Raw genomic sequence first — 20431 nt, forward strand, 5'->3', positions numbered from 1 at the left:
TCTCGGGGTGTTCCGTGTCTTTTTCTTCGTTCTTTTTTTTTTTTTGGTGTTGGGGGGGCCCCCCCCCCCCCGGGGGGGGGGGGGGCGGGCGCCGCCCCCCCCCCCCCCCCCCCCCGCCCTCTTCTTCGATGCCGTCCGGGAGATCGCTCAGGCATGCGGATCCACCGGCTGGACCGCCTCCGTTCTCGGCGTCCACGCCTGGCACCTCGCCCTGTACGCCCCGAAAGCGCAGGCTGAGGTCTGGGGCGACAACGGCGAGAAGGCAGCTACCCGCATCTGCTCCTCCTACGCCCCGACCGGCGAGGTCACCGTCGTCAAAGGCGGCTTTCGAATCTCAGGGCGCTGGCGCTTCTCCTCCGGGTGCGACCATTGCCAGTGGGCACTACTCGGTGGTCTGGTGACCAACGCAGAAGGCGTGCCCGTGGACATGCGCACCTTCCTGATTCCGTGTTCCGAGTACGCCATCGAAGACGTGTGGGACACCATCGGACTGCGCGGCACCGGATCCAACGACATTGTCGTGGACAACGTATTCGTGCCCGAGCACCGCGCCCTCAGCTTCGGACCGGTCACCGCCCTGGACGTTCCTGGACACGTGGTCAACCCCGAGCCCTTGTACCGACTTCCCTATGCCGCCATCTTCACCACGTCCATTTCCACATCCATCGCCGGTATCGCTCAGGCGGCCTATGACGCCTACCTGACCTCCGTCCGTGAACGCTTCACCTGTTCGCACGGCCAGAAGGTTGAGGAAGACCCTTTCGCGCACATGCGCATCGGCCGCGCCGGCAGTGACATCGACGCGAGCTGGCTGTTGCTCCGACGCAACATCACCGACCTGTACGCTTTGGCCCAGAGAGGCGAAGAGCCGCCGATGGCGCTCCGCGCCCGTACCCGTCGTGACCAGGTCCTTGCCACCGAGCGTTGCTCCGTTGCGGTGGATCTGCTCATGGAGAACTCGGGAGGCGACGCCATGCGTACCGGCCCTCACCCGGTCCAGCGGGCGTGGCGCGACCTGCATACCGGCCGTGCGCATGCCGCCAACGACCCCGAGCGGGCCCTGGTCATGTTCGGTCAGACCGGCCTCGGCCTCCGCGTCGATGACCCGATGCTCTGAATCGCTTACGCTTGGTGGCGGGTGGCACACGGGAACGGGCCCCCGCAGGGCCCCACATCGAAAGAAGCCAAAGGGCACGCGCCACTTGGCGAGCACTACGCCTGGCGGGAGATGCGTGGACGGCAGTCCTCGCAGCGGATCTGCGTCGAGCACGTTAACGCCGAATTGCGGCAGCGGTACCCGCTCCGCGCTACACCGGCTCAGGCGTTCGGCTCGCCGGCCGCACGCCCAGACCTTAATCGCGGACCGAGTCGTTAGACCCGTATGGTCGGCCCCGTCGTGATGGTGTTCCTGGGCTGACCGTGGCCTCGGCACTGCTGACGCGGCACTTGCGGAGAGTTCGGACGGCAGCAGAGCAGGTGCGGGTCACATCATCACGTCCGACACACCAACACGCTGCTCAACGGCGAGTCGGTGATGTGGTCCGCGCCAGGCGGTTTCGTTTAGATCAGTCGGTCGTTGGTCCGGGTGTGTCGTTGATTGATGCGCAGTGGGCGCGGATCGAGCCGTTATTCCCGGACCGGACGCCGAAGCGGGGTGGCCGGTGGCGCGACCACCGTGAGGTGATCGATGCGATCGCCTTCAAGTTCCAGACCGGCACTCAGTGGATTCACCTTCCGGAGCGGTACGGAAACTGGTGCGGCGTCTACAACCGGCTGCGGATGTGGGCGATCGACGGCACATGGGAACGGGTCTTCACCGTGCTGATGGCCCAGACCGATGCCGATGAGGACCTCAACTGGACGGTCTCGGTGGACTCCACGATCGTGCGCGCCCGCCAGTGCGTCCTCCACCCGTACCCCGAACTCGCGCAGAGCTGTGGCCAGGCCCAGGGTCCCCCGGAGGAGAAGCGCCCGCGGCAGGTCCGGCTCGGGCAGCCGGTACCGCGTCGCGTCGTCGGGTACCGTGGCGAGCCAACGGGCCGGCGTCGGGGGTCCGCGCTGCGGTTCGATTGCCCTGACCGCCGCTCGTTCAACGCGCACGACCGCGAGAAACTGTCATGCGACCCGAGCTCGAGCGCGTAGCAGCCGCGCCGTACGAGGCGGAGTACGCCGTCTAGGGTGACCTACGCTCGATGCTGGTGGGCCGGGCACGCGGCATGGCCCGCGAGCCGGGCTCACGTACAAGGACTGGCCCAGCCGGTATCTGGAGCCGGGGCACGGGTCGCTGGAGCACGCCATCGCCCTCCACAACGTGGCCGAGAACGTCTTCTCGTGCAGTGCCACTGCCTGCAGGGCGCCGCGGTGCCTCAGGGGGTCGTCGTACACGGATGGAGCGGGGCGTGTCGGCTATTCCCCATCATTGTGTCCGGCGAATGAGTGAGAGCCTCATCCGAGGCAAAGGGTGATCGGGGTGTGCACTCAGCGTCTGCCGGTGCGAACGGCGGCGCGGGCGACCGAGGACAACAGGGACCCGATGGCGACGCCGATGGCCAGGTAGACGGCCGCTGTGCCGCATGCGGCTGCCTGTGGCAGGTCACTCGTGAAGGGGAGCAAGACCATGACGGCCGTGACCAGCGCGATGATCCACGCGAAGAACCGGCCCGGCCATGGCGTTGCCGCGATGAGCAGGTGGAGCAGGGCCGTCGCGACCAGCGCTGCGAGCGCGGCCCCTCCCGCCAGTGCTCCGGTTGTCGCGTTGCCCATGGCGCCGTCGCTCTCGGGGGCGAACACTGCGATGCCCAGGACACCGCGGATCAACAGCAGGGCGACCACTGCCGTGAGCGCGGCCACGATGGCGGTCGTGATTCCGCCCGCCCACAACCGGCTCGCGTTGAGGCGAGGTGGGGGAGCGGGCGCAAGCGACTGCGGGGGGATAGATGTTCTGCTGCCGTACGCGGTGTCACGCGGCTCGTAGTCTCGCCGTTCGTATGGACTGTTCATGGGGTCCACGGCCGTCCCTTGCGCGAGAGGTTCGTTTCTTGGCTTGGCGGAGTTCCTCGTCGATGAGTGCGCCGGACATGTACAGGTCCGCGATCCGGATCGGCTTGTCGGCTACGCCCGTCCCAAGACTGCGGCGGGGACGGAATCTGAGGACGCAGAAGATCAGGCACCTGCCAGTACAGCGCGTGATCAGTGCTGAGTATGTTCTGCGTCCCTGGGGCGCGCATGTCGAGGAGGGGAGAGGAGAGGGGGCGGGGGAACGGAGGGACGGTTCTTCCGTGTGGCGCGGGGGCCCATTCAGCCTAATGGCCGTGACCCTGCCAGGCGGGAGGAGTTGAGGGGGCAACGCGGCCGCGCCTCGGACGGCCGATCTGGACAAGGAGTGTTGATGTCTCGCATCTCGAAGGCCGCAGCGGTCGTCGCAGGCACGGGCGCGGTCGTGTTGGGCGGAGCCGGATTCGCTGTCGCGGACGCGGGCGCGGACGCGGCTGCGATCGGTTCGCCTGGTGTGGGCTCCGGCAACGTGGCGCAGGCCCCGATTCACGTCCCGGTGAACTTCTGCGGCAATACGGTGAACGTCATCGGGGCACTGAACCCGGCCTTCGGCAACACGTGTGTGAACACCGACCAAGGCGCGCACGCGGACGCGGCTGCGATCGGTTCGCCTGGTGTGGGCTCCGGCAACGTGGCGCAGGCCCCGATTCACGTCCCGGTGAACTTCTGCGGGAACACCGGGAACCTGATCGGTGCCCTGAACCCGTCGTTCGGCAACAACTGCCTGAACGGTAGCGGCGACGCTGCGGGCGGCGGCGACACCGGTTCGGGCGACGGTTCGGGTGAGCCGGGCACCGGTTCGGGCGACGGTTTGGGTGAGCCGGGCACCGGTTCGGGTGACTCCGGGACTGGCATGGGTGATATTCCCTCCGGCCTCGGCGACATCGTGGACGGCTACGGCGCAGGTGACCTCGTGGACGGCTACGGGGGCTGACCTGTCAGAGCGGCATAAGAGCGGGAGAAGCGGACAGCACCGGCTTCGGACGGACAGCTCGACCGAAGGGTCCGCGAAGGTGCCACTGTGGGGTGGTCCAGTGATGGACTGGCCACCAACAGCTCCATCGCAGTTCGCCCGCAGACGGCATCAGCAGGGGATCGGCAGCTGCTGGGAGGCGATGGCCAGTTGGTTCCCCTTGCCCGCTCCGCCACGCTGACAGACCGAAGCGCTCTGCCGACCGACCTGGCGTCGGCAGAGCGCTTCGTGCTCGTCTGAGTGCCGAGCGGTCAGCCCACGTGCCAGCAGGCGGCGTCGAAGTGCGAAACGTGCACACTGCCCGCCGCGACATGGCCGCCGTCGAACCAGCAGCCGTGGACGTCCGCGGCCTGTGCGGAGGCGGGAGAAGAGGCCAGGAATCCGACAGCGAACAGACCGGCCAGAACGATCGAGATGCGCCGAAGCATGTTGCTCTCCTTCGAGTAGGGGCACTCGGCATGACTTTTCAGGACAGGTTGTCCCCACGCATCCCGGGAGACGCGAGCGGGTGGCTGTCCACGAGTGGCTCACCAAGCCAACGCCCTCATGCTGTTCCACGCGGCGAGGGCTACCGCAAGGGCTTCGTTCTTGGATGAGGTGTGCTCCATCGGCACACGGCGGCCGGCGCATGCATCGCTGGGACGCATGCGATGACGAGGGAAGTCCAGCGCCCCGCCCGAATCCGTCGGAGCACGCTGGCTGCCTTCGCCGGCGGCCTGTGGACCGCGTCCCTGGTGTCCGGTCCGGTTGGCTCCGTCAGCTGGACAGCCGGAGGCCACGGGCCGGCCGGGCCGGATCCGCGCCACCAGTGCGTCGCGCGGGTTGTGTAGCGTCACAGAGGTGTTGAGGTCCTTCGCCTGGGGCACCTGCACCCGCGAGGGGGCGACGGCTGCCCACTGCTTCCTCTGGGCGGCGGCATCATGGAGTGAGGGCAGTATCGGGAGCCCGGCAGGCAAGGAGCCCGTGATGGCTCTCTCTGGCCGCACTCACCTTCCTGCATACCACGAGCGACCTTGGCCGCCGTGCCGCATCCCGTCGTTCCCGGCTCGACTTCATGGTCTATCCGGCGGACGTGCTCGCCACGACGGTCGTGGAGCTGACGGGCTGCTCGACGGATTTCACACCCGGCGAAGCCGCCGACGGACACGGCGCGCGACTGACGACGAGCGTGAGTGCTGAGAGCTGCACGGCGCCCACGGCGTCGGCCGCATCGCTTTGGAGCGGCCGAGCGGGCCCGTCATCCACCCGATGAGCCACCCGGTCACCGACGGAGGGATCGTCTTCATGACCACGGCTGGCTCCCGCCGCGCGCAGGCGGCAGAGAACCGGTGAGGTGATCGCCTTCCAGGCCGACCGCCTCGATGAGGCGTTCGGGCGGGACTGGAGCGTACTTGCCGTCGGTACCGTCCTCGCGGTGTCGGCCCCGGAAGGCTGCCGAGGTGCCGGGCGAGGGCTCACCGCACCGACGGCATCGGATGCCAGGGAGATCTTCGTGACACTCGCGCCACACCGCGTGAGCGGTCAGCGTGTCTGGCCTCGACGCAGCGGCTCGACCGGCCCGGCGTAGATGTCCTCGGGATGCCCGACTGCGTGTGATCCCGGCCCGTTCGAGTCAGTGAACGTCTCACCCTGTCGGATCACCTGGTGCGCGCCCTCGCACAGTGACACCTATGGTCATTCGTGGGTGACGCTGGCAGGGACGGAGCCAGGGCCCCGCACGAGCGCAGGTGCGGGGCCCTTCCCCATGGTGCCTTCGTGGAGCTCACACCCGGCGCATCGAGAGCCAGCGGGCTCAGTACGGGCCGCTGCCCCGAATGGCAGGGTATGGATGTCTCCAGCCGCGCCCATTGTCCAGGTAAATGGTGCCTTGTTAGTTGAGGATTGTCGGTCGGTGTCGAGATCGGCCACAAATACGCCGGCGAACATGGTCGAGGAGCCCGCATTGGTGCAGGTCCGGGCCGAGGGCTCTGCAGGGGGCGCGGGCGATACGCCGGCACGCTTCCAGCCCCCGGCCGACATCCCCATCGCCTCGATCTCCCACCTCATCGGGTGGCGCCTCCCTGCGGTCCATCGCCAGCGGGTCGGCATCGCTCGAGCAGCTGTGGTGTACGTCAGCTCCTTCGCAAGTGAGTTGGAGTTGGTGGAGATCCACCACGTGGCGGCAGTGCGAGCAGGTGTCCGGAGTTTCACCCGAACAGCCCTGGTCGGTGTCGGAGTCCTCGCAGGTCAGTGAGGATGTCTCCGGGGGTCACCAGGGAAGGACACGACATGGTTCAGGGCTTTTCCAGGGAACCGGGGACCCACGGGCCCCTTACTGAGGTGCCCCCCGCAGGCTTGCGGAAGATCAAGCTGTGGGCGGTTGCCATCGCAGTGGGCGGGTTCCTGTTCGGTTTCGACACTGGTGTGGTTTCCGGTGCTCTGCTCTACGTCCGGAAGGACTTCGACCTCAACTCCTTCGAGCAGGGAAGCGTGGTGAGTGTCCTGCTCATCGGCGCCACCATCGGTGCCACGACTTCAGGCAAGATGGCGGACAGGCTCGGGCGGCGCCCGAGCCTCGGCTTGATCGGCGTCGTGTTCATCATCGGCACGGTCATTGTGACGGCCGCGAACGGCTACCCCGTGCTGCTGGCGGGCCGGATCGTCCTTGGCCTCGCCGTCGGCGCCGCCTCGGCCCTCGTCCCGGTGTACCTGTCGGAGATCTCGCCGACATCGATCCGCGGCCAGCTGCTCACCCTGAACCAGCTGTTGATCACCATCGGCATTCTGGTCGCCTATCTCGTCAACCTTGTCTTCTCGAGCAGTGGCAGCTGGCGCGCCATGTTCGCGATCGGAGCCATTCCGGCCGCGCTGCTCGTGATCTCCTCCCTCTGGCTGCTCCCCGAGTCACCGCAGTGGCTGCTCACGCATGGACGCAAGGAAAAGGCACACGAAGAGATCGCGTCGGTCACCGACGACGCCACCGCCGACCAGCTGATCCAGCGCGCCGAGCAGCGCATCGCGGACGAGCGCGCCAAGCAACAGGCGACGGCAGCGAACAAGGGGAGCGGGCGCAGGAAGCTGACGGCCCCTGACGTGCGGCCCGCCCTGATTGTCGGCCTGACTCTGGCCGCGGTGCAGCAGTTCGGCGGTATCAACACGATCATCTACTATGCCCCGACGATCATTCAGCAGACCGGTCTGAGCGCCTCCAACTCGATCTTCTACTCGGTCGCGATCGGTGTCATCAACCTGGCCATGACTCTGGTGGCCATCAAGCTGGTCGACCGGGTGGGCCGGCGCCCCATGGTCCTTGTCTCGCTGGGCCTGATGGCGGTCTCAGTCTTCCTGCTCGGCCTGGCCTTTGTGGTCGGCATGAACTCGGTGCTGACCCTGCTGTTCATGGTGATCTACATCGCCGCGTTCGCGGGCGGTCTCGGCCCAGTGTTCTGGACGCTCATCGGTGAGATCTTCCCGCCGTCCGTCCGAGCCGAGGGATCCAGCGCCTCGACAGCCGTCAACTGGATCTCCAACTTCATCGTCAGCCTCGCCTTCCTGCCGCTGGCCAGCGCCCTCGGCCAGGGCGAGACATTCTGGATCTTCGCCGCAATCTGTGTCCTGGCGTTCGTCTTCGTCAGCCGCTACGTGCCCGAGACCCGCGGTCGCGACGCCCAACAGATCGAGGCCGCCCTGCAGTCCCGCTTCGGGCACCCCACCGCAACCGAGACCGCCGACACCGAGCACGCCAAGACCCGGTAACAGCCCCGAGAGCCGAGTACCTGAGAAAGGACGCTCGCTGTGAGCGACATCCCCATCACCCCGCATGACCTCGAACAGTCCGACGCGCTCGTACTGTTCGGCATCTCCGGCGACCTCGCCAAGAAGATGCTGCTGCCCGCCCTCTACCGACTGACCGAGGCAGGCAAGCTCGGCGTTCCGGTCATCGGCGTGGCCGCGACCGACTGGGACGACGACGCGCTGCGCAAGCACGCACGAGACGCCGTGATCGGTGCAGGGGTCGACATCGACGAGGCGGTCTTCGCACGCTTCGCTGCTGGGCTGAGCATCGTCACAGGAGACTTCACCGACGACGACTTGTTCGCCCGACTCCACGATGCTGTGGGCAAGTTCGGATTCGTCACGCACTACCTGGCCATCCCGCCTTCGTTGTTCACGACCGTGGCCGCCGCCCTGGCCAAGGCGGGACTCAACCGCAACTCTCGGCTCGTCGTGGAGAAGCCTTTTGGCCACGACCTCGACTCCGCCCGCACCCTCGAGGACGACCTCGGCGCCTACTTCGACGCGAACCACCTGCTGCGCGTCGACCACTTCCTCGGAAACGAGGCAGTGGAGAGCCTGATGGTGTCCCGGTTCGCCAACACCCTGTTGGCCCCTCTGTGGCACCGCGACTACGTCGACAACGTGCAGATCACCCTCGCCGAGGACTTCGACGTCGCCGACCGTGGCTCCTTCTACGACGCCGTCGGCTGCCTGCGCGACGTCATCCAGAACCACCTGCTACAGGTTCTCGCGTACCTGGCCATGGACCCGCCGAGCAGCAACAGCGCGCTGGCCCAAGGACTGGAGAAGTGGCGCGTGCTCCACGCCGTCCGCGCCATGGACCCGGCCGACACCGTCCGAGGCCAGTACAAGGGCTACCTCGACGTCGACGGTGTCAAGCCTGACTCCACCACCGAGACCTACTTCGCCACCCGCCTCTACATCGACAACTGGCGCTGGTCCGGCGTCCCCTTCTATCTGCGCAGCGGAAAGGCACTCGCAGTGTCAGCCACAGAGGTCATCGTCGAACTACGCAAGCCCCCTCTGGAGCTGTTCCGCAGCGATACAGCAGACACTGATGGGGAACCACAGGAGGCCTGCGACCCGCCGAACGTCGTCCGCTTCCGCATCGATGGAGACATCGGCATCCGCGCCGACCTGCTCGTACGAGGCAGCGACGACGCCGGAAGCCCACCCGTCACCGTGCCCGTCGGCGTCGACTACTCGAACATTGTCGGACGCGTGCCGCTCCCGTACGAGAACATTCTCCACGGAGCTGTGGTCGGCGACCCCGAGTGCTTCGCCTTCTACCCGACCATCCTCGAGTGCTGGCGCATCGTGGCCCCCGTCCTCAAACCATCCCAGGCGCCGATCGTCTACGAACGCGGCAGCTGGGGCCCCCAGGCGGCCGAGCAGCTACCCGGAACTCAGGGCTGGCACCAGCCGGGCCCCCGCCTCTTCGACGACAAGTAGCCGCTACGGCCCTGGGGGGCGTGGCATCTCAGCCCGCCATGATCCCCCAGGCCCCGGTGTATGAGGCGCCGGGCTCCAGGCGGACGAGATCGGTCCCGCTGCTGAACGCGTTCGGCGGGCTGGTCATCGGTTCCACCCCGAGCCCGCGCCGCCGGTCCGCCTCCGGAACCCGGTCGGCCGTGTAGACCTCCAGCCACGGCTGCGCCTCGTCCAGCCAGAACGACGTTGTGCGTGTGGCACCTGTGAGGTGGACCCAGGCCCGGCCATTACTGTCACGTTCGAGGTCCGTGAACGCGATGTCGAGCCGCTGGTCGCCCAGCTTGCGGCCCTCGCGCAGGTCGTACGGTGTGTCCTGCACCGGCTGTGTCGGGCCGAGAGGGACCATGCGCTCGTCGACCGGCAGCACCAGGCGGCCTGGCAGCCGCACTGTGCAGTCGTCGATAGGCTCACCGACAGTGAGGTACGGATGTGCCCCGTGCGCGTACGGAGCCGTGCGGCGGCCCGCGTTGACTGCCGTCACCTGGACGGTCAGTCCGGAGGACGCTTCAAGCACGTACGTGACCTCCAGGGCGAGCCGGAACGGGTAGCCGGTCGAACCCAGGAGGCTGCAGCCCAGGGACACCCGATCGCTGCGCTGGGAAAGCGGGGTCCAGGACATCCAGCGAGTCAGACCGTGCAGAGCGCAGTCGAGGTCCGGCTCGGAGATGTCCAGTTGATAGGAGGAGCCGTCGAAGGTGTAGCGGCCGTGGTCGACACGATTGGGCCAGGGAACCAGGAGCTGGTTGAACGCGGCCGGGGCGCTCTCGTCCGCGTCGTATGACAGCACCAGTGGCTGTCCCGCGTACGCCAGCTCGCGCAGGCCGGCACCACACTCTGTGATCACGGCATGGTAACCGCCGGATTCGATGGTGAACTGTTCACCAGTCATGTCGTGGGTCATCGCGCCTTCATATCCCCTCGAAGATGGGCAGTGCGACCGCGCCATGACCTTGAGCACCGACTGGATGAACGCATTGCGGCAGGTGGACGCGATGCCGCTGCGCACTGTTCACCACGCCATGAGACTGTCCCCATGCGCAAGGTGTGGCAGCGGGTCTGGGGCAATCTATGGCCAGTGCTCCAGCAGTCCGTGGCCGCCGCGCTGTCGTGGTGGCTGGCACGGCAGATCTTCGACCACCACACGCCGCTGTTCGCCCCGATGGCCACACTCGTCGCCCTCAACACTCCGGTCGGCGGCCGGGGGACCAACGCGGTACGGGTCGTGTCCGGGGTCATCGCCGGCGTCATCGTCGGCGGGCTTGCCTTCCGCTTCCTCGGCAACAGCATCTTCTCCGTCGGCGTCGCCGTGCTGTGCGCGCTCGTCGTGGCGCTCGCCCTCGACGGCGAACGCATCACCATGGCCCAGGCCGCCATCGGCGCTGTCATCTCCGTCGCCTCCGGAGAACAGGCCGGAATCGACCGAGTGGAGGACGCACTCTTCGGCGCCGGCGTCGCTCTCGTCTTCAGCCAGGTCCTCTTCCCAGCCCACCCCCTCGCCCTGCTGCGCCGCGCCGAGGCCGACACACTGCAGGCCCTGAGCCGCTCCCTCGAACTGACCGCGACATCCCTGCGCAGGGCCCGCGACGACGACGAGGGCCGGTGGAAGGCCCAGCTGTGGGACGCGCTGCGCCCGGTGTACACCTCGCTCCACGACCTGGGCCACACCCGCGACGACGCCCTCGCGGCGGCCCGCCGCACTCCGCACTGGTCCTGGCGACAGGATCCCGTACGGCAGGAGACGGTTGCCGCAGGCCACTTGGATCTGTTGGGCAATAGTTGTCTCACTCTGATCCGTGTCACTGTGGCCCTCGGCGAGGAAGGCCGCCATGCCGTGGCGCCCACCGTTCGTGGTCTCTCAGGGGCGCTGGGCGCCCTGGTCGCCGCTCCTGGCAGTCCCGTTGCCCGCCTGCACGCGACGCAGTGGGTGCTCCACGTGGTCCAGGACCGCAGGGACCATCTCCCCGACGCGGTATGGGCGAGCGCCCAGCTGGTCGGCGAGGACATTCTCGTGTTCGCCGGCGCGGATGCCGGAGCGGCCCACCGCGCCGTGAACGACGGAGCGACCGAGATCCCCTTGGCCAACCCGCCCAGGCTCGACTGGCCGACCCTGAAGCGACGGCCGCGGCGCGAGTCCTGACGGACTGGCGAGGGATTCCCTCGTGCGCGGACCTTCAGGGTGGGCGAAACGTTCGCCGATCTCAATGGCACGAGGGCCGAGCCTGTGAGGAAGACGTAGCAGTCGCAAGTGGTAGCTGGATCGACAGCTGGGCCGCCCAGCTCTGGACAGGACGAACGAGGAAGTGTTTGCGCCGATGCGCGATGTCCGACTGGGCCATGCAGAGCAGTCGGCAAGGTGGGCCGGGCCATGGGCGAGTAGGACTGAAGACTGACGTCTGACCCGATGCCGGATCGGCGTCCGTCTAGCCCCGCTTGCCGGGAGAAGGAAACGGTGTGTGCCATGAAGTCGCCTATAACCTCCGCCATAGTCCTGCTGGCCGGCACCGCAGTGCTGGCCAGCCCGCTGATGAGCTCGCCCGCCGCGGCATCGTCCGGCACGGCGGCGCGCGACCAAGCTTGTACCGCTCCCTCCGGGCCCTATCAGTGGCAGTTGGAGAAGAAGCTGAAACTGGCGGAGGACGGAGTCCAGTCCACCGAGGACTGCATCGCGATCCGTGACCTCCAGCGCACGCTCGGCATCAAGCCGGCCGACGGCCGCGCTGACCTCAAGACGTACCGCACGCTGCTGGTCCACGAGGTCAGGAAGAACCCCAACGCCCAGGGCAAGTGCCCCGTCCGCTCCTACCGCGTGACATGCGTCGACCTGAACCGGCAGATCCTGTGGGTGCAGAAGAGCAAGAGGGTGATCTTCGCGCCGGTCCCCATCCGCAGTGGCAAGGACGGATACGAGACCCGCACCGGCTGGCACAAGATCTACCTCAAGCACGAGCGCCACTTCTCGACGCTCTACAACAACGCCCCGATGCCGTACTCGCAGTTCTTCGACGGGGGGCAGGCGTTCCACGGCACGAAGAACGACCTCTTCAAATCGGGGTCGCATGGCTGCGTGAACATGTATGAGTCCGACGCCAAGCGACTGTTCGAGCTCCTCGACATCGGTGACCGGGTCTATGTGTGGGGCACGAAGCCCGGCACCGGCGACCGGGCCATGCCGAGTAACGGCGTCCTGCCGGACGACGTTCTGATCGCGCAGGGCTTCGGGGCGGACGGCATCGCCGAGGACCCGTCGGTCGCGTCCGACCCGCTGCCAAATGAACTGGAGGCTGGGCTCGGCTAGAGCGCGGAGCAGCGAAGGTGGGCCCGTCCGGATCTGACGGGCCCACCTCCATGTCGTGTGACGTACCGTCTGCTGTGGATCAGCCCTTCTTGCCGAGCTCCGCAGGAATGGTGAACGTCGCGTTCACGTTCTTGTCCTTGACCGTGACGGACCTACACGGTGTCTTGGGCAGGCTGTAGCCGTCCGCCACGTCGATCACGCACAGACGGTACGTGTCGGCCTTCAGCTTCGGGAACGTGCACGAGCCCTTGCTGCTGCTGGTGGTGCAGGACGGGTCGGCGCCCACTGGCGTTTTGAGCTGAAACACGACGCCACCGATCCGCTGGCCATCACGATCGACCGAGACACCGGTGACGGAGCCCGTAGCCGGAGAGGGGGCAGGCGTGACCTTGGGGAGGGTGAACTTGACCTTGACGTTCTTGTCGGTGACCTTGATCGGTCCCTTGCATGTGGCCTTGGGAAGGGTGTAGCCGTCAGGGGCGTCGGTGACGCAGAGCCGGTACGAGTTCGCCTTCAACTTGGGGAAGGTGCACTGCCCCTGGGCGTTGGTGGTGCAGGTGGGGTCGGCGCCGTCGGGATTGTCCAGGCGGAGAGTCGTGCCGGCGACGGGTTTGCCGGCGGAGTCGACGCTGGTTCCCGTCACCGAGCCGGTGGCCGGAGCAGTGTCACCGCCACCCGGGCCGGTGTCGCTCGGCGGGTTGTTGCCGGTGCCCGTGGTGGGGTCAGCCTTGCCCGGTGTGCCTGCCTTGCAGGTTGCCGACGCGATGACGACAGTGCCGTCCAGCGGGGCCACCTGCAGGCGCATGGCGTTCACAGTCAGTGAGCCGTCGCGGTTCTTGATCTGCTCGTTGAGTACGACCTCACCGACACCCGGCAGGGCCACCTTGGTATTCGGCGCAGGAGAGGCGGGAAGCTCGACGGCCTCAGCGCCCCCCATGGCCTTGACGCTGGCTTCCAGGATCTTCACTGACCCAGTCGGTCCGGAGCCGGGTTTCGCGGTGCACTTGCTGGTTACGGCGTCTGTGGTGAGAGAAGCGGTGAGCAGGTTGAGGCGCGCACTCACGATCTTTGCCGCCGTTGCTCGAGTCCCCTTGGCCACGGACCCCGTGGCAGAGCTCGAGACGCCCATGACCTTGCCGAACTGGCCGAGGGACACCTCGCCGACAGCATTCTTGGCCGGGCCCGCAGGGTAGCGGGAGAGCGCCACCTGGCCCGTGTCGACCGGACCCAGCGATGCCGCGAGCCCGAAGGCGGAGTTGGGGCCGCACGTCGCGTGCGCCGTGCCGGCCGCCGCGGCCACTACGGTCGCGGCCATGGCAACTCCCACAGCGGCACGACCTGTCCTGCCCATCTTGACTGAGACCATCGTGATCCCTTCCACATCCCAGATCCCTGTACATCGGGCACAGCGCCCAACGCCGACCAGTAGTACCCGGGAGTGGAGGGAGTGGCGCGTCAGGTGAGTCATTCGGGCGTTGATTCCTTCATTTGCCGAATCCCTGTCGCTCATAAGGGCGTCTATCCGTGAACGCGTCGTACCTCGCGGCTCCCTGAATGGAGATCAGTTGCACGCTGCGCTCCGAGATCGGGCTCTGGAGACCAAACGTCGAAACGCTGTCGTGAGGGCACGACCCCCGCCGGCTCGCCGAACTCACCGCCGAGAAAGGATGAGTTAGGCCCACGCCTTCGTGCGGCGAACGACGGCCGGACCAACCGGGGCGCTGCCCGGTTGAAAGACTGCTCCACTGCTCTGCCGCCGCCTTGCGCGACCGGACTGGGACAGAAATCCCGCCGGGCGGCGGAATCACCGTGTTGCCGGCCGGTCGGTCAGCGGACCGAAGAAGATGAAGCGACCGCCAGGCGGAATTGACGTGTTCGGCAGGGTGGCGGGCGCGGGTGCTTGCTCTCATCGGGGGGATTGCCTAGGAATACGTGTCGTGTTCAGGCATCAAGGGGAGAGCTCGTCTGTGGCTCGTTGGTCCATGCTCCCAACGGGCCGCACACGAGCCCGAGGGAGCCGCCCCGCAGCGGCGGCCACTCCCCAGATTCGTGAGCCGCGGCAGGCTCCTCGCTCAAGCCGGCCCAGCAGCTGCCGGCGTTGCCCACTTGCCGCAGGGGCGTCGAAAATCTATTGCCCTCCACCGGGCGCAGAACGGCAGTCAGGCTGGGCCTGTCAGATTGAGAGCTGTTGCGGCTAGGCATGCTGTCACGTGCACCGGGGCGTGGACTCAGGGTTCACGGGAGCTCGGACACCGCATCACCCGAATGCGCCGTTCCAAAAAGCGGCCCGCCGTCGTTTGGAGGGTGTGCATATGGATGATCAATCCCTCAACACCGGCGTGCGCGCGGCAGGTTGCACCTGTGGCATGGGTGCCGCGGATTCTGCCAAGGACTTGTCTCTGACAGATCTGCTCGACACACTCGAGCGACTTCAGGACGACTTCGGCCAGAGGCTCACAGGGATCGCCCCGCCTGACGCTGCAGAGCTCGATGCCGGTCGAGACCTCGAAGCGGTCGATCTGTTGCAGCCGTTCGTGGAGGCCCGGCGTCACTTGGGAGCGGTCCTGAGCGAGGAACGGGTGTCCCAAACAGGCCATGATGGAGCTTCGCAAGGTCGAGCCGCTAACAGGAAACGTTTCTTCACGGTGCAGCGGGAAATTGCCTTGGACTCCTTCGAAGGACCGGTTCTGCTCCGCGTTCATCACCGGGCACAGCGGCGACCCGCCGAGCACGCCGTGGCCCCTGCCGCTCAGTGAACGGCGCCGCCTGAACGGGCAGGACCGGCTGAATACCGCGGAGGAAGTGCGCGCGAACGGACCCGACCCCGGATCGCCACCGCGGCGGGACCGTGGGCAGGGTCGCGGAGTCCGGTCCGGCCTTGTCCTGGTTGGTGCGCAGAGGCGAAGAGGGGATGCCCTTGTCGGCCAGGAGCCGGGCTGTCGATCGTGACGTGGCTGGTGACGGCGTCGGACTGGGTGGGCCAGCCGAAGAGGTGGTCTGGTCGGGCGTAGGTAACCATGTGTGACAACGCGGTAAGTGCCTTCAACGGCTCTGGTTTCAACGCCCGTCGACCACTATCTGTGTTCCTGTGGAGGGAACCGGGCAAGCAGTCTGACGTGGATCGGATCGAATCCTGATGCGACCGATGGGGCGCGTGAAATGGTGGTTGTGGCATCGAACTTGAGCGGGTGACGAGGACGGGGGGCTTCGGAGTGGCGGGGCCGGTGAAGCTGACACGGACGCACCGGATACTCGTGGGGGTGGCCGTCGCCGGTGCGGTGGTCATCGCGGGGATCGGTTTCGCCGGTTCGTACGCGGCCGTGCGTGAGCTGGCCATCAAGAAGGGCTTCGGGAACTTCTCGTACGTCTTCCCGATCGGTATCGACACGGGTATCTGTGTGCTGCTCGCGATGGATCTGCTGTTGACGTGGATCCGTATCCCGTTCCCTCTGCTGCGGCAGACGGCGTGGCTGCTGACGGCGGCGACAATCGCGTTCAACGGCGCGGCGGCGTGGCCGGATCCGCTGGGCACCGGTATGCACGCGGTGATTCCGGTGCTGTTCGTCGTCGCCGTCGAGGCCGCCCGTCATGCGATCGGCCGGATCGCGGACATCACGGCGGACAAGCACATGGAGGGCGTGCGGATCACGCGCTGGCTGCTGTCCCCGGTGCCCACGTTCCTGTTGTGGCGGCGGATGAAGGTGTGGGAGCTGCGTTCGTACGAGCAGGTGATCAAGCTGGAGCAGGAGCGGCTGGTGTATCAGGCGCGGCTGCGGTCGCGGTTCGGGCGGGCGTGGCGGCGCAAGGCTCCGGTGGAGTCGCTGATGCCGCTGAGGCTCGCGCGGTACGGGGTGCCGCTGGCGGAGACGGCTCCGGCCGGGCTCACGTCTGCAGGCATTGAGGTCCCCCGCGAGCTCCTGCCGGCGCCAGCCCCGTCCCCAGCCGAAGCGCTTGAGGTGGCCACTGTGCCGGATCTGGTTGTTCTGGAGCCCGCAGGCACGGCGACTGACCCCGCGTCGAACGTTGTGGAACAGGCCCGTCATGGGGAAGCCTGGACTCCAGGCTCGAAGACCCCGGAGCCCGTCTCCTACTTCCACGAGTTCCAGCAGTTCGTGGCCGAGTACGACGTCCTGCCGACACCCACGCAGTTCGCTCACTATCTGCGTGAGGCTCACGGCATCGTCCGCGCCGACGGAACCTCTCTGCCTGAGCAGCAGCTTGCCGCGCTTCTGATCGCCTACGTCGCCCGTGGCCAGGACGAGCAGGGGAGCGTCGAGCAGGACTTGCTTGAGGAGCAGGCTGTGGAGACAGCGTCGGCTGGGGAAGCGTCGCAGGAGGAGTGGGCGCGGTTCTACGAACAAGTCGCCCAGGCATACATCGCTGAGTTCGGCTCCAACCCGGACGCCGTGGCCTTCTCGGAGTACCTGCGTGAGCGGCATGGCCTAGACGCCCCGGAGGCTGACCTACTTCCGTCAGAGGTCGAGGCGCCCGCGCCGGTCGAAAGGCCCCAAGAGGGCGCACCGACGGATTCGCCCCTGCAGACGGACCTGGAACCGGCGGGGGAGCAGCTGGCGTTCAGCACGCCCCTCCCGTCTCAGCAGCAGCGGTCCGTTGTGGACATCCCCGTCGAGGCATCGGACCACGACACCGAGGCAGCAGAACCTGAGCCGCTGACCGTCCCGGACCAGTACTTCCTCGCCTACCAGCGTTACGTGGACCAGCACGGCAGAGAGCCGAAGGGAGCGGCAGCGTTCGAGGAACTGTCCCAGAGCCTCGCCCAGGACGGAATTCTCGGCACCCGCGGCCAGCTGGTCAGCCCGAGCACGCTACGCCGCTACGCACTCGAGCAGAGGATCTACCGCCGCTGGGCCGAGGAACGCGAACGGCTCGGCGAGGCCCCGGACCCCGTCGCGCTCCTGGGGCGCCTCGTGCAGGACGGCGTCACCGCGGCGAACCGCAAGCCCACCCTCGACGACATCCAGCGGGCGGAGCAACTTGCCTCCGGCTTCGAGCGCCGCTACCAGACACTGCGCAACCACCGGCCCACAGCGCAGTCCTGAGCCAGGTTGCGCAGCCGACCGAGAGGTCGCGGGCCCCCGCACGGCCCCCAGGGCCGCCGCCCGTCGAGTCTGCGCACCGCCACGTTTGCTGGCCCGATAGCCGCATTCCAGGGCACTGTACAAGTTGCGCAGTGCCCTGACCAGCACGTTTCCACGATCGAGACCGGAGAGTGCTGCGCAGAGTACGCAGCACTCCGTAAGGCGTTGCGCAGTTGCTGCACTCCTCTGTCCTGATTCGGAGGGGCGACAGGGGATTGCGCCCTACGGTGATCACACCACTGCGCAGCCTCTGCGCAACTCGTTCCGAGGATCCGAAGAACGATGACGCAGGCTGTCCGCATCGACTGCACGACGACCGTGACTCCCGTCGAGTTGCCCGCCGATGATTGCCACGGCGCTGTCCGGAGCATCGTCGGGGGAGCGGTGAACCAGGCGGTCTACCACCGGCGGGCCCTGCTCCACATCTACGACAGCTCTACCAGCGAGCACCCGCTGAACCTCGCAGCCTGGACACTGGCGAGTGCCTGGCGCGGGATGCCGCTGTATCCGCTGCACGGCACGATCGTGGTCACCGGTCGCGACGAATCCGGCGAGGTCTGCGACCTGGACGACGACCTTGCGCAGCAGGTTCGGGCCATTTCCGCGATGGTCCGCGAGACGGTCCAGGAGTGGAGGCGCCGCCCGCCGGCGTCCGATGAGGCGGCGGCGCAGGAACTGCTGTCCTACGCCGCCCGTGAGATCGCCGCCACTCCTGCCGGGGGATGAGTCAGCCGGCGTCGAGGAGTTCGTCGATGAGTGCCTTCGTCTCCCGGTCGGTCTGACCGGGGGGAAGGCTGCTCGTCATCTCTCGCCAGACCGCGATTGCCGTGCGGAGCCCGGTGTGGTTTCCGGCCGCTGCCTCGGCCCGCATCAGGTCCCGGTGGAGCCACTCGCAGTACGAGTCGACCGCGAGTCCGGCCCGGCACGCGGCCCGTGCGCTGGGGAGGTCCTGATACGGCCCATCCTGGGTGCGGTAGGCAGCGACCGTGTGCGCGACCGAGGTGATGTCGGCCTGCATCCGGGCACGGAGCCCGCTCATCCACGCCGCGCCGTGCGTCCCCAGCGGAATCCCCTCGACGAGCGCGAGCGCCCGCTCGAGGTAGTCCAGCCCGTCGGCGCCCCGGCTGAGCCCGAGTTCGGCGAACCGCTCGAACTCGTGCCAGTCACACCGCACCCCGTCCGACACCGCATAGGGGGCGTTCTTCCCCTTGCGCTGCGGCACGTACGGGTTCCCGTCCGGGTCTTCACCCAGCGCTATGCGCAGGTCCCGCAGCCGGGCGCTGAGTGTCCTTTGTGACCAGGGCTCAGGGTCTCCGAGGTCCTCGCAGAGCCGGTCGGGGCTGCTGCCCGGCTTCAATACCAGGTGCGCGGCCAGTTCCACGAGCCTGGGCGAGAGCTCCTGGTCGACGTTGTCGACGGCGAGGGTGCCCAACACCCGCAGGCGCGGTGCCGCATCCTCGGGCTCTGCCTCACTCAGCGCGCGGTCACCGGCAGTCTCTTCGGTGGGCGGAACCCGTTCGTGCTTTGTGAGGGAATGCACGGCAGGGATCCGGTACTTCGGGCCGATCGGAACCTCCGGCTGCACGGTCTCCGTCTCGTGGGACGGCACCGGGCGCAGGCCTGTCGCGCTCGGATCCGCGCTGGCGCCCAGCAGCGCCTGGAACACCACCGGCTGCCCAGGCTCCTTGCTGGCCGACGACTCGTCCTTGCCGACGTGCTCCGCGCTGTCGTCAGGCTCGCCCGGAACAGGCTGGGGAGCGGCCTGGACGGCTTGGACGGTGGGGCCTGGAACCTTGACGGGCTCTGGCGGCACGTGTTCCCACACACCTTCCGCCTTCTCGGCCGGTTCCTGGGCATGCCCTACTGCGTCGGCGAGCTCGTTCAGGGTTGCGGCGTCGAGGCGCTGCAGGACGATGTCCGCATCGACCTCGTCCACCCGTTGCGGCTGGTCAGTGCCTGCATCGATGACCTCGACCGGGAAGATGTTCGCGGCCGTGGCTGGGAGGATCAGGATGCAGGGGGTGTGATGCTGGCCGCGTTCCAGGGATTCGGCGAGCTGCCAGATGACGTCCTCGTCGGCCTCCGCAGCGCACATCACCACGTACGGGAGGCCGGCCTCTTCGGGATTCTGTATGGCCTCCAGGACCCGCTGGGCGAACTCGCCGGCCGCGAGTCTCGGGTCGGCCAGGTACTGGACGCCCAGCGCCCGCAGTCCCGCGGCCATCGCACCCATGCCGCAGGCGAGGACTTCCACGTGGTCTGCGTGGGGGCCTATGGCGAGCTCGGTGGCCATCGCCGCCATCACCTGTGCCCGTTCCTCGGCGCTGCCGTCGACGAGCAGGACCTGCCACGTACTCAGGTCGGCGAGCAGCAGTTCACCGCCCGGGGTGGCGCCGAGCGTGACCATCGCCGCGTAAGGCCACTCGACCGATGCGTCAGTCTCCCCCTCACCGTTGTCGAGCGATGCGCTGTGGGGGAGAGTCCACCACCCGGCCTCCACCGTCGTGAAGGGGGCCATCACATCCAGGCTGATGTCGTCAGGCAGGACCTGGACGCTGTCCGCGGTGATCCGTGCCGCCCGCAGCACCGGCGGCGCCCCGTCGGTCTCGTGTGAGGCCAGCAGGGCGAGAGCGGCATGCAGGCGCTCCACGCCCTCAGCGCCGTCGTGCGCCGCCTCCTCGAGGACGCTTTCGACCGGCTCCGGCTCGCTCACAGCAACCCGCTGACCGGGACGGCGTGCGC

General features: G+C 67.6%; 15 protein-coding genes and 1 pseudogene. 10 read left to right on the plus strand and 6 right to left on the minus strand.

The window, feature by feature from the left end; translation table 11 throughout:
• The first annotated feature begins 46 nt into the window (after window positions 1-46).
• On the plus strand, window positions 47-1117 hold the full coding sequence (gene hsaA / locus ACIBTU_RS20230; protein WP_399127727.1) for a 3-hydroxy-9,10-secoandrosta-1,3,5(10)-triene-9,17-dione monooxygenase oxygenase subunit: 1071 nt from the start codon (window positions 47-49) through the stop codon (window positions 1115-1117).
• Window positions 1118-1587: 470 nt separating this feature from the next.
• Complete coding sequence (locus ACIBTU_RS20235; RefSeq protein WP_399127644.1) at window positions 1588-2142, plus strand: transposase; 555 nt, start codon at window positions 1588-1590, stop codon at window positions 2140-2142.
• Window positions 2143-2478: 336 nt separating this feature from the next.
• On the opposite strand, the gene ACIBTU_RS20240 is transcribed toward ACIBTU_RS20235, so the two are convergent.
• Window positions 2479-3000, minus strand: a complete 522-nt coding sequence (locus ACIBTU_RS20240; protein ID WP_399127728.1) for a DUF6069 family protein — start codon at window positions 2998-3000, stop codon at window positions 2479-2481.
• A gap of 388 nt (window positions 3001-3388) precedes the next feature.
• Here ACIBTU_RS20240 and ACIBTU_RS20245 point away from each other — a divergent pair, with 388 nt between their 5' ends.
• Entirely contained in the window at window positions 3389-3988 is a 600-nt protein-coding gene (locus ACIBTU_RS20245) for a chaplin (protein WP_399127645.1), read from the plus strand.
• A gap of 290 nt (window positions 3989-4278) precedes the next feature.
• Here the strand turns inward: ACIBTU_RS20245 and ACIBTU_RS20250 are convergent, their stop codons facing one another.
• On the minus strand, window positions 4279-4455 hold the full coding sequence (locus ACIBTU_RS20250) for a hypothetical protein (RefSeq protein WP_399127646.1): 177 nt from the start codon (window positions 4453-4455) through the stop codon (window positions 4279-4281).
• Between the two features lie 754 nt (window positions 4456-5209).
• On the opposite strand from ACIBTU_RS20250, the gene ACIBTU_RS20255 reads away from it, so the two are divergent.
• From ACIBTU_RS20255 to zwf, 3 genes are all read left to right on the plus strand, one after another.
• The gene (locus ACIBTU_RS20255; RefSeq protein WP_399127729.1) at window positions 5210-5359 is read left to right on the plus strand and encodes a pyridoxamine 5'-phosphate oxidase family protein; all 150 of its coding nucleotides are present in this window, start codon (window positions 5210-5212) and stop codon (window positions 5357-5359) included.
• 936 nt (window positions 5360-6295) lie between these two features.
• Complete coding sequence (locus tag ACIBTU_RS20260; protein ID WP_399127647.1) at window positions 6296-7762, plus strand: sugar porter family MFS transporter; 1467 nt, start codon at window positions 6296-6298, stop codon at window positions 7760-7762.
• Between the two features lie 39 nt (window positions 7763-7801).
• Window positions 7802-9256: a glucose-6-phosphate dehydrogenase gene (gene zwf / locus ACIBTU_RS20265; protein WP_399127648.1), complete on the plus strand. Its 1455-nt coding sequence runs from the start codon at window positions 7802-7804 to the stop codon at window positions 9254-9256.
• Window positions 9257-9284: 28 nt separating this feature from the next.
• On the opposite strand, the gene ACIBTU_RS20270 is transcribed toward zwf, so the two are convergent.
• A complete protein-coding gene (locus tag ACIBTU_RS20270; RefSeq protein ID WP_399127730.1) occupies window positions 9285-10241 on the minus strand; it encodes an aldose 1-epimerase family protein in 957 nt (318 codons plus the stop codon).
• An 87-nt stretch (window positions 10242-10328) separates the two neighbouring features.
• Between ACIBTU_RS20270 and ACIBTU_RS20275 the strand changes: the two genes are divergently transcribed.
• Both ACIBTU_RS20275 and ACIBTU_RS20280 read left to right on the plus strand, forming a co-directional pair.
• The gene (locus ACIBTU_RS20275; RefSeq protein WP_399127649.1) at window positions 10329-11432 is read left to right on the plus strand and encodes an aromatic acid exporter family protein; all 1104 of its coding nucleotides are present in this window, start codon (window positions 10329-10331) and stop codon (window positions 11430-11432) included.
• A gap of 321 nt (window positions 11433-11753) precedes the next feature.
• Window positions 11754-12590, plus strand: coding sequence for a L,D-transpeptidase (locus tag ACIBTU_RS20280; RefSeq protein ID WP_399127650.1), 837 nt, complete (start codon window positions 11754-11756; stop codon window positions 12588-12590).
• Window positions 12591-12669: 79 nt separating this feature from the next.
• Here ACIBTU_RS20280 and ACIBTU_RS20285 read toward each other — a convergent pair whose 3' ends face one another.
• Window positions 12670-13905, minus strand: a complete 1236-nt coding sequence (locus ACIBTU_RS20285) for a choice-of-anchor P family protein (protein ID WP_399127651.1) — start codon at window positions 13903-13905, stop codon at window positions 12670-12672.
• 913 nt (window positions 13906-14818) lie between these two features.
• On the minus strand, window positions 14819-15322 hold the full coding sequence (locus tag ACIBTU_RS20290; RefSeq protein ID WP_399127652.1) for a hypothetical protein: 504 nt from the start codon (window positions 15320-15322) through the stop codon (window positions 14819-14821).
• Window positions 15323-15802: 480 nt separating this feature from the next.
• On the opposite strand from ACIBTU_RS20290, the pseudogene ACIBTU_RS20295 reads away from it, so the two are divergent.
• Both ACIBTU_RS20295 and ACIBTU_RS20300 read left to right on the plus strand, forming a co-directional pair.
• A pseudogene (locus ACIBTU_RS20295) lies at window positions 15803-16538 on the plus strand (DUF2637 domain-containing protein); the annotation flags it as partial.
• A 1433-nt stretch (window positions 16539-17971) separates the two neighbouring features.
• Window positions 17972-18415 (plus strand): hypothetical protein, encoded by a 444-nt coding sequence (locus ACIBTU_RS20300; protein ID WP_399127653.1) that lies wholly within the window; start codon window positions 17972-17974, stop codon window positions 18413-18415.
• A gap of 1 nt (window position 18416) precedes the next feature.
• On the opposite strand, the gene ACIBTU_RS20305 is transcribed toward ACIBTU_RS20300, so the two are convergent.
• Window positions 18417-20402, minus strand: coding sequence for a hypothetical protein (locus ACIBTU_RS20305; RefSeq protein ID WP_399127654.1), 1986 nt, complete (start codon window positions 20400-20402; stop codon window positions 18417-18419).
• Window positions 20403-20431 lie beyond the last annotated feature (29 nt).

Source organism: Streptomyces sp. NPDC050145 (assembly GCF_044460245.1).
Classification (GTDB): domain Bacteria; phylum Actinomycetota; class Actinomycetes; order Streptomycetales; family Streptomycetaceae; genus Streptomyces.

Bases quoted from the DNA above. Each gene is read 5' to 3' on its own strand.
- ACIBTU_RS20245 (WP_399127645.1), top strand. From the start codon at position 3,389: ATGTCTCGCATCTCGAAGGCCGCAGCGGTCGTCGCAGGCACGGGCGCG.
- ACIBTU_RS20280 (WP_399127650.1), top strand. From the start codon at position 11,754: ATGAAGTCGCCTATAACCTCCGCCATAGTCCTGCTGGCCGGCACCGCA.
- ACIBTU_RS20240 (WP_399127728.1), bottom strand. From the start codon at position 3,000: ATGAACAGTCCATACGAACGGCGAGACTACGAGCCGCGTGACACCGCG.
- ACIBTU_RS20250 (WP_399127646.1), bottom strand. From the start codon at position 4,455: ATGCTTCGGCGCATCTCGATCGTTCTGGCCGGTCTGTTCGCTGTCGGA.
- ACIBTU_RS20275 (WP_399127649.1), top strand. From the start codon at position 10,329: ATGCGCAAGGTGTGGCAGCGGGTCTGGGGCAATCTATGGCCAGTGCTC.
- ACIBTU_RS20300 (WP_399127653.1), top strand. From the start codon at position 17,972: ATGACGCAGGCTGTCCGCATCGACTGCACGACGACCGTGACTCCCGTC.
- ACIBTU_RS20270 (WP_399127730.1), bottom strand. From the start codon at position 10,241: ATGGCGCGGTCGCACTGCCCATCTTCGAGGGGATATGAAGGCGCGATG.
- ACIBTU_RS20285 (WP_399127651.1), bottom strand. From the start codon at position 13,905: ATGGCCGCGACCGTAGTGGCCGCGGCGGCCGGCACGGCGCACGCGACG.
- ACIBTU_RS20260 (WP_399127647.1), top strand. From the start codon at position 6,296: ATGGTTCAGGGCTTTTCCAGGGAACCGGGGACCCACGGGCCCCTTACT.